Source organism: Actinocrinis sp. (assembly GCF_035650855.1).
In the GTDB taxonomy this organism is placed as follows: domain Bacteria; phylum Actinomycetota; class Actinomycetes; order Streptomycetales; family Catenulisporaceae; genus Actinocrinis.
Genome location: NZ_DASRGV010000104.1, coordinates 1 through 14489, shown reverse-complemented (window position 1 = coordinate 14489; position 14489 = coordinate 1). Strand labels below are relative to the sequence as shown.

Here is a 14489-nt window from a genome sequence, read left to right as displayed (position 1 = left end):
GGCGTCATAACACTGTGCGATGGCGTCGTACCGAAAAGTGTCCCTGGTATCCGGCACCGCGCGCCACGCGGTAGTGTCGCCCCGACCGCGAACCCGACCGGGGTGCGGTGTCGAGACGAACCGCAGCGCGCCGCAGCGTCCGCCGCGAATGCCGCCGATGTCCGTAAACGCGCGAACTGATCCGGAACGGCTCGAATACGCCCGGTCACCAGCTGTAAGGGTTGAAAGCGGCGGCATGGCCGACTGGTCACGGTTGGGCAACAGGGACCGCCGCGCTCTTCCTTTCGATCAGAGGTTTGGGGCAGGGTCCATGCCTGGCGACGTCTACCAAGGCGCCGCCGCGAGCAGCACCGCACACGTCGCGGTGATCCGTGCCGGTGTGCGTGCCTTACCGGGTCGCGCCGAGAGCTCGGACAGCCGCTCCGCTTGGGCCGCAAAGGTTTTAGAGGACGCGACTCGATGACGATCACCCGGGAGTCGGACGGGACTTTCCTACCCGCCGCCGACGCCGCGCCGGCCAGTCCGGCGATCGAAGGGCGCTCCCTCGGCCGGATCGCGTGGAACCGCCTGAAGAAGGACCGGGTCGCGATGGCCGGCGGGTTCGTGGTCGTCCTGCTCGTCCTGGCCGCGGTACTCGCCGGACCGCTCTCCTCGCTCAGCGGCAACGACCCGGACTCGCTGCACAACAAGCTGATCGACCCGAACTATCAGATCCCTTATGGCGGGATGGGCGGCATCAGCGGCCGGCACTGGCTCGGCGTGGACCTGCCCAACGGACGCGACATCTTCAGCCGCGTCCTCTACGGCGCCCGCGTCTCGCTCGGCATCGCCGGGGTCTCCACCCTGGTGGCCATCGCGATCGGCGTGCTGCTCGGCGTGACCGCCGGGTACTTCGGCGGCTGGATCGACGCGGTCATCAGCCGGGTCATGGACGTCTTCCTGGCCTTCCCGCTGCTGCTCTTCGCCATCGCCATCATCGGCGTGCTGCCGGACAACGCGTTCGGGCTCACCGGCAACGGGCTGCGGTTCGGCGTGCTGGTCGTGGTCATCGGCTTCTTCTCCTGGCCGTACATCGGCCGGATCGTGCGCGGCCAGACCATCGCGCTGCGGGAGCGGGAGTTCGTCGCCGCGGCCCGCTCGCTCGGCGCCCGGCCGGGCCGGATCATCGTGCGCGAGCTGCTGCCCAACCTGCTCGCGCCGATCCTCGTGTACGCCACCCTGCTGATCCCGGCGAACATCCTGTTCGAGGCCGGGCTCTCCTTCCTCGGCGTCGGGGTGAAGGACCCGACGCCGTCCTGGGGCGCGATGATCAACTCCGCGATCGGCACCTTCCAGATCGATCCGGAGTACCTGATCGTGCCCGGCACGGCGATCTTCATCACCGTCCTGGCGTTCAACCTGCTCGGCGACGGGCTGCGTGACGCCTTCGACCCGAAGGGGTCGCGTTGAGCGCGGCCGCGCGCGACGAGGCGCGCACCACCGCCACCATCCACCCGGCCAACAGCCGGCACAGTAACTCGCACACTGAGGGGTTTCTCCGCACCATGCGAAAGTCCAAGCTCATCGCCGCGGCCGCGGGCGTGATAGCCGTCGCCACCGCCGCGTCGGCCTGCGGCAGCTCGTCCTCCGGCGCCGCGAACTCGTCGACGAGCAGTTTCAACGCCGGTATGACCACGGTCGTGAACCCGTCCACGCACCAGGGCGGCGTCCTGCGCATGGCCCTGGTCTCCGACTGGGACTCGATGGACCCCGGCGACACCTACGACGCGTTCTCCTGGGACTTCATGCGGCTCTACGGCCGCTCGCTGCTGACCTGGAAGCAGGCGCCGGGCTCCGCGGGCCTGCAACTGGTGCCGGACCTGGCCACCGACAACGGCGAGGTCTCCGCCGACGGCCTGACCTGGACCTTCCACCTGCGTGACGGCGCCACCTACCAGGACGGCAGCACGATCACCGCGGCCGACGTGAAGTACGCGATCGAGCGCTCGAACTTCGGCCAGGACACCCTGCAGTTCGGCCCGAACTACTTCGCCAAGGTGCTCCAGGACAAGACCAACTACCAGGGCCCCTACCTCGACAAGAACGCCTCGGACGGCGTCTCCGGCATCGAGGTCGACGGCACCGACACGATCAAGTTCCACCTGGCCAAGAAGTTCTCCGACTTCCCGGAACTGGCCGCGCTGCCCTCCACCGTCCCGGTCCCGCGGGCCAAGGACACCGGCGCCAACTACTTCAAGTCGATCGTCTCCTCGGGCCAGTACGAGATCTCCTCGTACGTCCCGGGCAAGGAGGCGGTGCTGGTGCCGAACCCGAACTTCAAGGCGGACACCGACCCCGAGGGCATCCACAAGGTCACCGCCAGCAAGATCGACGTGCAGCTGAACGTCAACCAGGACCAGATCGACCAGGAGCTGTTGCACGGCCAGCTCGACGTCGACCTCGACGGCACCGGCGTCGGCACCACGGCCCAGTCGCAGATCCTGGCCAACCCCACGCTCAAGGCGCAGGCCGACGACGGCTACACCAACGCGCTGACCTACATGACCATCAACACGCAGGTCAAACCGTTCGACAACGTCGACTGCCGGCGCGCGGTCGAGTACGCGGTGGACAAGACCACGGTGCAGTCCGCCCTCGGCGGCGCGCTCGGCGGCGGCGACATCGCCACCACCCTGCTCACCCCGGACATGGCCGGCTACGCGCAGTCCAACCGCTACCCGACCCCCGGCAACCAGGGCGACCCGCAGCAGGCCCAGCAGGCCCTGACCGCCTGCCGGCACGCCGAGCCCGGCCAGTTCAACAACAACGACTCGCTGGACGTGAAGCTCTCGGCCCGCGCCGACCGCCCCAAGGAGGTCAACGCCGCGATCGCCATCCAGGCCGCGCTGAAGATGGCGAACATCAACGTGGAGATCGACAAGTACCCCTCGAACAAGTACTTCGGCTCCTTCGCGGGCAACGACTCCTTCGTCAAGTCGAACAAGATCGGCCTGTCGATGATGAAGTGGGGCGCGGACTGGCCGGACGTGTTCGGTGACCTGGACCAGGTCGTCACGCCGGACGGCATCCACCCCGGCAGCGGCTCGACCAACCTGGGCGACTACAGCAGCCCGCAGGTGCAGAACCTGTTCGCCCAGTACCTGGCCTCGACCGACGCCACGACGCGCGACAAGATCGGCACCCAGATCGACCAGCAGGTGATGGACGACGCGGCGATCGTGCCGCTGGTCTACAACAAGGCGCTGGTCTATCACCCGGCGAACGTGACGAACTGGTTCATGCAGCCCGCGTTCGGCGAGCCGGACTTCTCCGTGCTCGGCGTGTCAGGCAGCTGACAGAGCTGACGCAGCCGTGACGCAGCCGAGCGCGCGTCGCTGAACCAAGGCACCACCCCGTCATCCGAAGGCAGGTGAACGGCGAGCGGCGGCCCCGATCCGGGATCGGGGCCGCCGAGCCACCATCCCGATGCTGACCTACATCGTCCGGCGTCTGCTGGCCGCCGTCGGCCTGCTGCTCGTGATCACCCTGATCACGTTCTGGATCTTCTTCGTGCTGCCGCGGTGGGCGGGCCAGACCCCGCAGTCGATGGCGGCCAGCTACGTCGGCAGGCAGCAGAACCCCGCCGCGCTGCAGGCGGTGATCGACCGCTTCGGCTTCGACAAGCCGCTGTTCGTGCAGTACTTCGACTACGTCGTCGGCATCGTCGGCGGCCGCACGTACAGCGACGGCGTGTCGCTGATCCACTGCAGCGCGCCCTGCTTCGGCTACTCCTTCAAGAACTTCGAGCAGGTCTGGCCGACGCTGCTCAACCGCGCCCCGGTCACCATCTCGATCGCGATCGGCGCGGGCGTGCTGTGGCTGGTGTTCGGCGTACTGTCCGGCGTGATCTCCGCGGTGCGTAAGGGCAGCATCGCCGACCGGGCTTCGATGGGCATCGCGTTGGCGGGTGTGGCGCTGCCGGTCTACTTCGTCGGCCCGCTGCTTGAGGCGATGACCGGTCAATGGAGCACCAAGTACGTGCCCTTCCTCAGCAATCCGCTGCAATGGGCACAGCACCTGCTGATCCCCTGGATCGCGCTCGCATTCGGGTACGCGGCGCTGTACGCGCGCATGACACGTGCCGGCATGCTCGATGCCCTTAACGAGGACTTCGTGCGCACCGCGCGTGCAAAGGGCGTCCGGGAGCGCAAAGTGCTCTACAAGCACGCGCTGCGCTCCGCGCTCACGCCGATCATCACCATCTTCGGCATGGACCTGGGCGCGGTCCTCGGCGGCGCGGTGCTCCTGGAGGTCACGTTCTCGCTGCCCGGCCTCGGGCTGCTCGCGGTGAACTCGATCGAGCAGGACGACTTCCCGGTGATGATGGGCGTGACGCTGATCGCCGCGTTCTTCATCGTGGTCGCCAACATCGTGGTGGACGTGCTCTACGCCGTCGTCGACCCGCGGGTGCGGCAGTCATGAGCGGGCGCCACGGCAAGAGCGCGCCCGCCGCCGAATCGGACCCGGGCGGGGCCGAGGGCTTCTCCCGCGGCCCCGGTCGCCGCCGTGCCCCGGCTCCGGAGCCCGCCGCCGAGCCCGCCGCCGTCAATTCGCCGTTCGAGTACGAACTCACCCAGTTCCCCGAGTTCACCCCGGGCTGGGACGGCGTCGGCGCGCGGCCGTTCCTGGAAGTGCGGGACCTGCGGGTGCACTTCCCGACCGAGGACGGCGTCGTCAAGGCGGTGGACGGCATCAGCTTCCGGGTCGAGCGCGGAAAGACGCTCGGCATCGTGGGCGAGTCCGGGTCCGGCAAGTCGGTCACCTCGCTCTCGCTGCTCGGCCTGCACAAGCGCCCGGACAAGCGGGGTCGCGGCGGCGCGCGGATCTCGGGCGAGATCTGGCTCGACGGCGAGGAGCTGACCACCGCGGCGCCGGAGCGGCTGGAGGAGTTGCGCGGCGACAAGCTCGCGATGATCTTCCAGGACCCGCTGTCCGCGATGCACCCGTATTACACGGTCGGGGAGCAGATCGCCGAGGCGTACCTGGTGCACAACCGCGCGTCCAAGGCGGAGGCCCGCAAGCGGGCGATCGAGATGCTCGACCGGGTCGGCATTCCGCAGCCGGACGCGCGCGTGGACGACTACCCGCACCAGTTCTCCGGCGGCATGCGCCAGCGCGCGATGATCGCGATGTCGTTGATCTGCAATCCGCAGCTGCTGATCGCGGACGAGCCGACCACGGCGCTGGACGTGACGGTCCAGGCGCAGATCCTGGACCTGATGCGCGATCTGCAGCGGGAGTTCAACAGCGCGCTGATCATCATCACGCACGACCTGGGCGTGGTGGCCGAGCTCGCCGACGACATCATGGTCATGTACGCCGGTAAAGCAGTGGAGTACGGTCCGGCCAAGACGGTCTTCACCGAGCCGGAGCACCCGTACACCTGGGGCCTGCTCGGATCCATGCCGCGCCTCGACCGTGCGGTACAAGACCGCTTGCTGCCCATCCCCGGCAGCCCGCCCTCGCTGATCAACGTGCCGTCCGGCTGCGCGTTTCACCCGCGCTGCCGCTTCGCCGAGCTGGCCGCAGGCCGGTGCCGGGACGAGATCCCGCAACTCGCCGACAACGGCCGCAAGCATCTGGTCGCCTGCCACCTGCGGCCGGACCGGCGCCGCGACCTGTTCGCCGAGTACATCGCGCCGCACCTCTAACGGCACCTCTCACCGCAGCTCAACCGGCACGCCGGGCTCAGCTGACGAGCCGGCCTCCACCGCCGCCCTACTCCCGAGGCGTATCCCGCTTTAGCGAGGATGCGCCTCGGCGCTGTTTCCTTGCTGCACGCTGTACTGGCCTGGCAGGTGTGGCATTCTGTGGCCCACGACACATTACTGAACGGTAGTTTGGTGGCCGGAATCCCGTATCCTCGGCTGAGGGACTGGAACCGTCCGGGTGGCGCGCACGGCGCGCCGCGGCGGTCCGGCACCCGATCACCGTGAGACCGACCGTGCGGGAGGCGCCGGAGCAATGAAGATCGTCGTCCTTGTGAAGCAGGTACCGGACACGGCGGCCGACAAACGGCTGGACCCGGACACGCTGACCGTCGACCGGGCGGCTGTGGACGGCCTCATCAACGAGATGGACGAGTTCGCCATCGAGGAGGCGCTGCAGCTGGTGGAGAAGCACGGCGGCGAGGTGACCGTCGTGTCCATGGGGCCCGAGGACGCCACCGAGGCGTACAAGAAGGCCCTGCAGATGGGCGCCGACAAGGCCGTCTTCCTGACCGACCCGGCTCTGGCCGGCTCGGACGCGCTGGCCACCTCGTACGCGTTGGCGCAGGTGCTCGGCACCCTTGAGTACGACCTGGTCGTCCTCGGCTGCGAGGCCTCCGACGCGCGCACCTCGATCGTCCCGGCGCTGCTGGCCGAGCGGCTCGGCCTGCCGCAGCTGACCTTCGCCTCCAAGGTCGAGGTGGACGGCTCGTCGATCAAGATCAACCGGCAGACCGACTACGGCCACGACGTGGTCGAGGCGAGCCTGCCCGCGGTGGTCTCGGTGGTCGAGAAGATCAACGAGCCGCGCTACCCCTCCTTCAAGGGGATCATGGCCGCCAAGAAGAAGCCGGTGGAGAGCCTGGACGCCGCCGCGGTCTCGATCGAGCCGGCCAAGGTCGGCGCGGCCGGCTCCTGGTCGAAGGTGCTCGACGCGGCCGTCGCGCCGCCGCGCGCCAAGGGCGTCATCGTGACCGATGAAGGCAGCGGCGGGGTCGAGCTCGCCGACTTCCTCGCCTCGAAGAAGTTCGTCTAGGAAGGGCCGGGTAGCTGTCATGGCTGAGATCCTCGTACTCGTCGACCACGCCGACGGCGCGGTCAAGAAGGTCACCCTCGAACTGCTCACCAAGGCCCGTGAGCTGGGCACGCCCGCGGCCGTGTTCATCGGCGCCGGCTACGACGACGCCAAGGACAAGCTGGCCGAGTACGGCGCGGCGAAGGTGTATGTCGCGGACGACCCGCAGCTGAGCGGCTACGTCGTCGCGCCGAAGGCCGAACTGCTGGCCAAGCTGGTCGCCGACGCGCAGCCGGCCGCGGTGCTGGTCCCGGCCACCGCCGAGGGCAAGGAGATCGCCGCGCGGCTGGCGGTCAAGACCGGCTCCGGCATCCTGACCGACGCGGTGGACCTGAAGCTCGACGGGGACGCCTTCGTCGCCGAGCAGTCCATCTTCGGCGGCTCTTCGATCGTGCACTCCACGGTCACCACCGGCATCCCGATCGTCGCGCTGCGCCCGAACTCCACCCCGCCGGCGCCCGAGCAGGCCGCGGCCGAGCGGGTGGACGTGTCGGTCGAGCTGAGCGACGCGGCGAAGCTGGCCAAGGTCGTGGACCGGGTCGTGGTGCCCAAGGGCGACCGGCCGGAGCTGACCGAGGCGGCGATCGTGGTCTCCGGCGGCCGCGGCGTCGGCTCCGCGGAGAGCTTCTCGGTGATCGAGTCGCTGGCCGACCAGCTCGGCGCGGCGGTCGGCGCGTCCCGCGCGGCGGTGGACTCGGGCTGGTACCCGCACCAGTCGCAGGTCGGCCAGACCGGCAAGACGGTCTCCCCGCAGCTGTACATCGCGGCCGGCATCTCCGGCGCGATCCAGCACCGGGCCGGGATGCAGACCTCGAAGACGATCGTCGCGGTCAACAAGGACCCCGAGGCGCCGATCTTCGAGCTGGTGGACTTCGGCGTGGTGGGCGACCTGTTCAAGGTCGTTCCGCAGCTCACCGAGGAGATCGCGAAGCGCAAGTAGCGCGCTCGCGGCACGGCGCGGGTAACCATTTCAGGCTCGACCCGGTGGCCCCGGCGGCATCCCTTCCAGGCAGGGGACAGCGCCGCCGGGGCCACTATGCTTGAGAGTGAAATGACTTACCTCGATCACGCGGCCACCACGCCGCTGCACCCGGACGCGGTCGCCGCGATGACCGAGCAGTTCGCGCGGGTCGGCAACGCCAACTCGCTGCACGGCTCCGGACGCGCGGCCCGGCGGGTGGTCGAGGAGTCGCGCGAGGCGCTGGCCGAGACGGTGCGCGCCCGGCCCAGCCACATCGTGTTCACCGGCGGCGGCACGGAGGCGGACAACCTCGCGGTCAAGGGACTGTACTGGGCCCGCCGCGCGGCCGACCCGCGCCGCACCCGGATACTGGCGCCGAAGATCGAGCACCACGCCGTGCTCGACCCGCTGCACTGGCTCGTCGAGCACGAGGGCGCGAGTGTCGAGTGGCTGCCGGTGGACGAGCACGGCCGCGTCGATCCGGCCGCCCTGCACGAGGCGATCCGCCGCGATCCGGGGCCCGAATCCGTCGCCCTGGTCACCGTGATGTGGGCCAACAACGAGGTGGGCACGGTCCAGCCGATCCACGACCTGGTCGCCGTCGCGCACGCGCACGACCTGCCGATCCACTCCGACGCGATCCAGGCCCTCGGCCACCTGCCGCTGGACTTCACCGCCAGCGGCCTGGACGCGATGACGATCACCGCGCACAAGATCGGCGGCCCGATCGGCGTCGGCGCACTGCTGCTGGACCGCAAGGCGGAGCTCACCCCGCTGCTGCACGGCGGCGGCCAAGAGCGTGACGTGCGCTCCGGCACCCTCGACACCCCCGCGATCGCGGGCTTCGCGGCGGCGGCCACGGCGGCGGTCCGCGAACTGGAGCACGAGTCGCGGCGCCTGGCCGAGCTGCGCGACCTGATGATCGACGGAGTCCTGCAAGCCGTGCCCGATGCGGTCCTGTCCGGCGATCCGGGCCGTGGCTTTGAGGACCGGCTCCCCGGCATCGCGCACTTCTGCTTCCCCGGCTGCGAGGGCGACTCGCTCCTGCTGCTGCTGGACGCGCAAGGCATCGAGTGCTCGACCGGCTCGGCCTGTTCGGCCGGCATCGCGCAGCCGAGCCACGTGCTGCTGGCGATGGGCGTGAATCCCGAGCTGGCCCGCTGCTCGCTGCGCTTCTCGCTCGGCCGGACCTCGACCGCCGAAGACGTCAAGACGCTGCTCGAAGCACTCCCGGCCGTGGTCGACCGGGCCCGCTCCGCCGGCCTGAGCTAGCGAGTTCGTCCCCGCCGCTTGCTACTCTGGGTGTATCGGCAGCTATTGGGAAGGAGCCGCGTCATGAGCACACCCACACTGCCCATAACGCCCGAAGACGGCTGGACGCTCGACAATCTTCCCGACAATCTGCCGAAGCACACCGAGCTGATCCGAGGGGTTCTCGTCATGAGCCCGCAGAAGACCTGGCACATGGCGGTGCTCGATTCGCTGCGGGTTCTGCTGCGGAGCCAGACGCCGAACGATTACGTGATTCTGCGCGAGATGGCGGTGAAGCGTAGCCTGCGATCCGCCCCTGAGCCTGATTTGTCGATCGTCCGAGCTGCTGCGTTCGATTGGGACAAGAGCCTTTATTCACCGGATGACGTGTTTCTCGCTGCCGAGATCATCTCACCGGAGTCGGAAGAGCGAGACCGAGAGGACAAGCCTCTCATCTACGCGGCGATGAACATCCCTACGTTCTGGCTCATCGAGCGCGGACCGGATCTCGCACCGATCGTGCACGAACACCACCGTTTCGGTGGCGTGTATCAGCTGAAGCGCACGCACATCGGTAGGTTGAAGACCGAGGTCCCGTTCCCGATCGACATTCCGCTCGAGGCCCCCAAGCCGTAGCGCGCACACTGCTTAGCTGATCATCTGAACTAATCGGCTCGCGACAGCACGTACCCTAGTAACCATGCGTGTTCTTGCGGCGATGTCCGGCGGAGTCGACTCGGCGGTCGCGGCTGCCCGCGCCGTCGAAGCCGGGCATGACGTGACCGGCGTGCATCTAGCGCTGTCCAAGAACCCGCAATCCTTCCGCACCGGTGCGCGCGGGTGCTGCACGGTCGAGGACTCGAGGGACGCGCGGCGCGCCGCCGACGTGATCGGGATTCCGTTCTACGTCTGGGACCTGGCCGAGCGCTTCCACGCCGACGTGGTGGACGACTTCGTCAACGAGTACGCCGCGGGTCGCACGCCGAACCCCTGCCTGCGCTGCAACGAGAAGATCAAGTTCGCGGCGGTGCTGGACAAGGCGCTCGCGCTCGGCTTCGACGCGGTGTGCACCGGGCACTACGCGCACGTCGTGGACGGTCCGGACGGCTCGCGTGAGCTGCATCGCGCCGTCGACGCGGCGAAGGACCAGTCCTACGTGCTCGGCGTGCTGGACGCCGCGCAGCTTGCGCACGCGCTCTTTCCGCTCGGCGACTCGCTGAAGACCGAGGTGCGGGCCGAGGCCGACCGGCGTGGGCTCGCCGTCGCCGACAAGCCGGACTCGCACGACATCTGCTTCATCGCGGACGGCGACACCCGCCGCTTCCTCGCCGATCGCCTCGGCACCGAGTCCGGTCCGATCGTGGACACCTCAGGCGCGGTCGTCGGCTCGCACTCCGGCGCCTATGGCTTCACCATTGGACAGCGCAAGGGTCTGCGGATCGGCGATCCGGCCGGGGATGGCCGCCCGCGCTATGTGCTCGACATCTCGCCGGTCAACAACACCGTGACCGTGGGCACCGCCGAGGAGCTTGCCGTGAGCGAGGTCTCCGGCGACCACCCGCGTTGGTGCGGCTCTGCTCCGACGGGCGAGTTCGAATGCCTGGTGCAGATGCGGGCGCACGGCGAGCCTGAGCCGGCGAGCGTGCGGTACGACGCTACGCAGAGTGTGGTGACGGCTCGGCTTTCCTCTCCCGCGCGCGGTATCGCACCGGGGCAGACCGCAGTGTTCTACGACGGCACGCGCGTGATCGGTTCGGCGACGATCAGCGCCACGCGCCGCGCGAGCGCCGCTACGCAGGGCGTTTCAGCGTCTGCGTAGCGGGTCGCTCATGCATAACCTCTCTTATGCATAGCCGTACGTGACGTCGCGTCAGACGTCGAACCGCACGTACACGCCGCGCCGCTCGTTGTGCGCTACCTCGGCGAGCAGCGCGAGAGAACGCAGCAGTGCTCCGTAGCGGTGCGCGTTCCAGTCCGCTCCCCACGCGCGCAGCTCCCAGTCCAGCGCGATCTCGTCGAGTTCGGCGTTGCTGCGGCCGCGCAGGCTGCGGGCCAGCGCCGGACGCACGCACAGGACCACGCGCTCCTCCGTGCCCTGCGCCAGCGCGCCCGGCCCGGGACCGAGCTCGCGCGCCGGAGTCAGTACCGCCTCGCGTACGACGACCGGGTCGTGGCCGGTCATCAGCGTGTCCAGCTCCAGAAGCTGGGCCGGGTCCAAGTCCGCCGCATCCACGCAGGCCAGGTCAAGCCCGTCGGTGTCGCCCCCGGCGGCCGCCAGCCGCAGCAGTTGCGCGGCGTCCGCCGCGAAGAAGATGGTCTGCACGCGGATTCCCTCCTTAGCCGCTGCTTGCCGTTGCTCCCTGTCATTGCCAACGTCAGACACGCTGCTACCCGTTCCAGACCGGCCCAGACCTGCTGTGGACCGGCGCATAGGATCACTACCCCGTTGAGTGCCAGAGTGTTGCAGAACCGACCGCTTTCCGCAGCGGATTTGCCCGTCGTTCGCTAAGTCGGAGGAACCGGCGATTGCGTCTACGCTCAGTTGCGTGACCACAGATCCTCAGGAAAAGGCCCCGTCGCAACCGTCGCCGCAGCCTTCCTCTGCTCCGTTCTCGGCTCCATCTGGCACGGGCATCGGGTCGTTACCCGGCCAGGACATGCCCGAGGCGATCCGTACGGTCATGGGCGAGCTCGGTGAGCGTCTCGGAGTACCTTTTCTACCCGAGTTGCCGCAACGCGGTGTCGGCGCTGACATGGTGGGGCGCGGTACCGGACTGTTGGTGGACCTCTACGCGGAGGTGCAGCCCTCAGGTTGGCGCATCGCCGATCGGCCAGGGCGCGACCACGGCAGGGCACGTAGTCACCTCTCCTCCGATCTGGATCTGTTGGAGGAGTACACGCAGGGCTACACCGGACCGCTCAAGATCCAGGCCGTAGGACCGTGGACGCTCGCGTCGACCGTCGAGCTGCCGCACGGTGACAAGTTGCTATCCGACTCAGGGGCGGTGCGTGACGTTGCCGAGTCGCTTGCGGAAGGGCTGCGGCTGCATCTCGCAGACGTGCGCAAGCGGGTCCCTGGGGCGCAGGTGATCCTTCAGCTCGATGAGCCGGCGCTACCTGGGGTGCTGAAGGGCACCGTGCCGACCGCGAGCGGATTCGGTTCACTGCGCGCCGTCGAAGAAACCGTTGCGCGCGAGCTGCTGCATACAGTCATCGAGGGCGTGCGATTCGGCGACAACGCAGCCGACGCTGCCTCAGCTACCCCAGTCATAGTGCATTGCTGTGCGCCTGACGTACCGTTCGACACGTTACGTCGCGCCGGCGTCACTGGGATCTCCTTCGACATGTCGCTGCTTCGCGAGCGCCACGACGAAGCGCTCGGCGAGCTGATCGAGTCTCAGATCCTGCTGTTCGCCGGGATCGTGCCTTCGACAGACCCGCCGAGCGCGGCCCCCGGCGTGGCGCCCTCCGTGAAGGGGCTCTCGGACCGAGTCCTCGCCTTGAGCCGCCTCGGCTTCCCGGGCCCGCGCCTCGCCGGATCGGTGGTCGTCACGCCGTCCTGCGGGCTGGCCGGAGCCTCGCCCGGCTGGGCTCGGCGAGCGCTCAAACTGTGCCGGGACACTGCTCGGGCTCTTGAAGAGCTTGACTAGTTTTGTCGGTGGTGACCGGTAGTTTTGAGCTACCGACGAGCACGAGGGGACGATCCGATGGCTGGCGAAACCGCTGGCGGCGCGGCCGGCACCGACCCGCTGAGCGCGGCGCGCACCCGGCACGCCGACCTCGCGGAGCAGATCGAGGAGCACCGCTTCCGCTACCACGTGTCGGACGCGCCGACGATCTCGGACGGCGAGTACGACGCGCTGATGCGCGAACTCGACGCGCTCGAGAACGAGCACCCGGAGCTGCGCACCCCCGACTCGCCGACGCAGAAGGTGGGCGGCGCGGTCTCCACCGAGTTCACCTCGGTGCCGCACATCGAGCGGATGCTCTCGCTGGCCAACGCCTTCGACTTCGCCGAGCTGGACGCCTGGCACGACCGGGTCGTCAAGGAGGTCGGCCTCTCCCCGGCCTATCTGTGCGAGCTCAAGGTGGACGGGCTGGCGATCGCCCTGGTCTACGAGCACGGCCGGCTCGTGCGCGGGGTGACCCGGGGCGACGGCCGCATCGGCGAGGACGTGACGCCGAACGTGCGCACCATCAAGGGCATCCCGCACCGGCTCACCGGCAGCAGCGAACATCCCGTGCCTGATCTGGTCGAGGTGCGCGGCGAGGTCTACTTCCCGGCGGCGCAGTTCGACGAGTTCAACGCCGCCATGCAGGAGTCCGAGGGCCGCACCTTCGCCAATCCGCGCAACGCCGCGGCCGGTTCGCTGCGCCAGAAGGACCCGAAGATCACCGCGCAGCGGCCGCTGCGCATGGTGGTGCACGGCATAGGGGCTCGGCGCGGCCTGACCATCGACTCGCAGTCGCACGCCTACGAGCTGCTGCGCGCCTGGGGGCTGCCCACCTCGGACCGGGTCAAGGTGGTCGACAGCCTCGACGGGGTCAAGGAGTACATCGAGTACTACGGCAAGCACCGGCACGACGTCGAGCACGAGATCGACGGCGTCGTGGTGAAGGTCGACGACCTGGCGTTGCAAGGTCGGCTCGGCGCGACCTCCAAGGACCCGCGCTGGGCCATCGCCTTCAAGTACCCGCCGGAGGAGGTGACCACCAAGCTGCTCGACATCAAGGTCCAGGTCGGGCGCACCGGCCGGGTCACCCCGTACGCGGTCATGGAGCCGGTCAAGGTGGCCGGATCCACGGTCGGCTTCGCCACCCTGCACAACCAGGAGGTCGTCGAGCGCAAGGGCGTGCTGATCGGCGACACGGTCATCCTGCGCAAGGCAGGCGACGTCATCCCGGAGATCGTCGGGCCGGTGACGGACCTGCGCGACGGCACCGAGAAGCCGTTCGCGATGCCGAAGAACTGCCCGGACTGCGGTACCCCGATCGCCGCCCAGAAGGAGGGCGAGATCGACCTGCGCTGCCCGAACGCGCGGCACTGCCCCGGGCAGATAAGGGAGCGCGTCGCCTATCTCGCCGGGCGCAGCGCACTGGACATCGAAGCCCTCGGATACGAGGCCGCCGTCGCGCTCACCCAGCCGGATGAGGGCGAGCCGCCGCTGCGGGACGAGGGCGACCTGTTCGAGCTGACGGTGGAAAAGCTGGCCGCGCCGCGGATGTACCAGCAGGCGCGCGGCAAGGACGCGAAGGAGGGCGACCGCGACCTGGTGCCCTACTTCTACACCAAGCCCGCCGCGAAGAAGCCCTCCGTTCCCACCAAGACCACCGAGCAGCTGATCGAGCAGCTGGAGCAGGCCAAGACCCGCGAGCTGTGGCGCTACCTGGTCGCGCTGTCCATCCGGCACGTCGGCCCGAGCGCGGCCCGGGAGATCGCCCGCGAACTGCGTTC

General features: G+C 68.9%; 12 protein-coding genes. 11 read left to right on the top strand and 1 reads right to left on the bottom strand.

All coding sequences use genetic code 11. The features are described from left to right. Positions 1–459: 459 nt before the first annotated feature. The 9 genes from VFB40_RS08330 to mnmA all read left to right on the top strand — a co-directional run bounded on the left by VFB40_RS08330 (position 460) and on the right by mnmA (position 10853). On the top strand, positions 460–1449 hold the full coding sequence (locus VFB40_RS08330; RefSeq protein ID WP_324848721.1) for an ABC transporter permease: 990 nt from the start codon (positions 460–462) through the stop codon (positions 1447–1449). Next, positions 1446–3335, top strand: a complete 1890-nt coding sequence (locus VFB40_RS08325) for an ABC transporter substrate-binding protein (RefSeq protein ID WP_324848720.1) — start codon at positions 1446–1448, stop codon at positions 3333–3335. Before VFB40_RS08330 ends, VFB40_RS08325 begins: the two co-directional genes overlap by 4 nt. A gap of 130 nt (positions 3336–3465) precedes the next feature. Beyond that, positions 3466–4461 (top strand): ABC transporter permease, encoded by a 996-nt coding sequence (locus VFB40_RS08320; protein WP_324848719.1) that lies wholly within the window; start codon positions 3466–3468, stop codon positions 4459–4461. After that, a complete protein-coding gene (locus tag VFB40_RS08315; RefSeq protein ID WP_324848718.1) occupies positions 4458–5690 on the top strand; it encodes an ABC transporter ATP-binding protein in 1233 nt (410 codons plus the stop codon). Before VFB40_RS08320 ends, VFB40_RS08315 begins: the two co-directional genes overlap by 4 nt. A 313-nt stretch (positions 5691–6003) precedes the next feature. After that, positions 6004–6783, top strand: coding sequence for an electron transfer flavoprotein subunit beta/FixA family protein (locus VFB40_RS08310; protein ID WP_324848717.1), 780 nt, complete (start codon positions 6004–6006; stop codon positions 6781–6783). 19 nt (positions 6784–6802) lie between these two features. Continuing rightward, on the top strand, positions 6803–7762 hold the full coding sequence (locus tag VFB40_RS08305) for an electron transfer flavoprotein subunit alpha/FixB family protein (protein WP_324848716.1): 960 nt from the start codon (positions 6803–6805) through the stop codon (positions 7760–7762). A gap of 111 nt (positions 7763–7873) precedes the next feature. Next, positions 7874–9055: a cysteine desulfurase family protein gene (locus tag VFB40_RS08300; protein ID WP_324848715.1), complete on the top strand. Its 1182-nt coding sequence runs from the start codon at positions 7874–7876 to the stop codon at positions 9053–9055. Positions 9056–9118: 63 nt separating this feature from the next. Continuing rightward, positions 9119–9670 (top strand): Uma2 family endonuclease, encoded by a 552-nt coding sequence (locus VFB40_RS08295; protein ID WP_324848714.1) that lies wholly within the window; start codon positions 9119–9121, stop codon positions 9668–9670. Positions 9671–9734: 64 nt separating this feature from the next. After that, positions 9735–10853: a tRNA 2-thiouridine(34) synthase MnmA gene (gene mnmA / locus VFB40_RS08290; protein WP_324848713.1), complete on the top strand. Its 1119-nt coding sequence runs from the start codon at positions 9735–9737 to the stop codon at positions 10851–10853. 51 nt (positions 10854–10904) lie between these two features. Here mnmA and VFB40_RS08285 read toward each other — a convergent pair whose 3' ends face one another. Further along, positions 10905–11357, bottom strand: a complete 453-nt coding sequence (locus VFB40_RS08285; RefSeq protein ID WP_324848712.1) for a hypothetical protein — start codon at positions 11355–11357, stop codon at positions 10905–10907. Positions 11358–11667: 310 nt separating this feature from the next. Between VFB40_RS08285 and VFB40_RS08280 the strand changes: the two genes are divergently transcribed. Next, on the top strand, positions 11668–12684 hold the full coding sequence (locus VFB40_RS08280; RefSeq protein ID WP_349261391.1) for a methionine synthase: 1017 nt from the start codon (positions 11668–11670) through the stop codon (positions 12682–12684). Positions 12685–12741: 57 nt separating this feature from the next. After that, positions 12742–14489 (top strand): NAD-dependent DNA ligase LigA (ligA, locus tag VFB40_RS08275; protein ID WP_324848710.1); only part of this gene is annotated, 1748 nt, incomplete at its 3' end.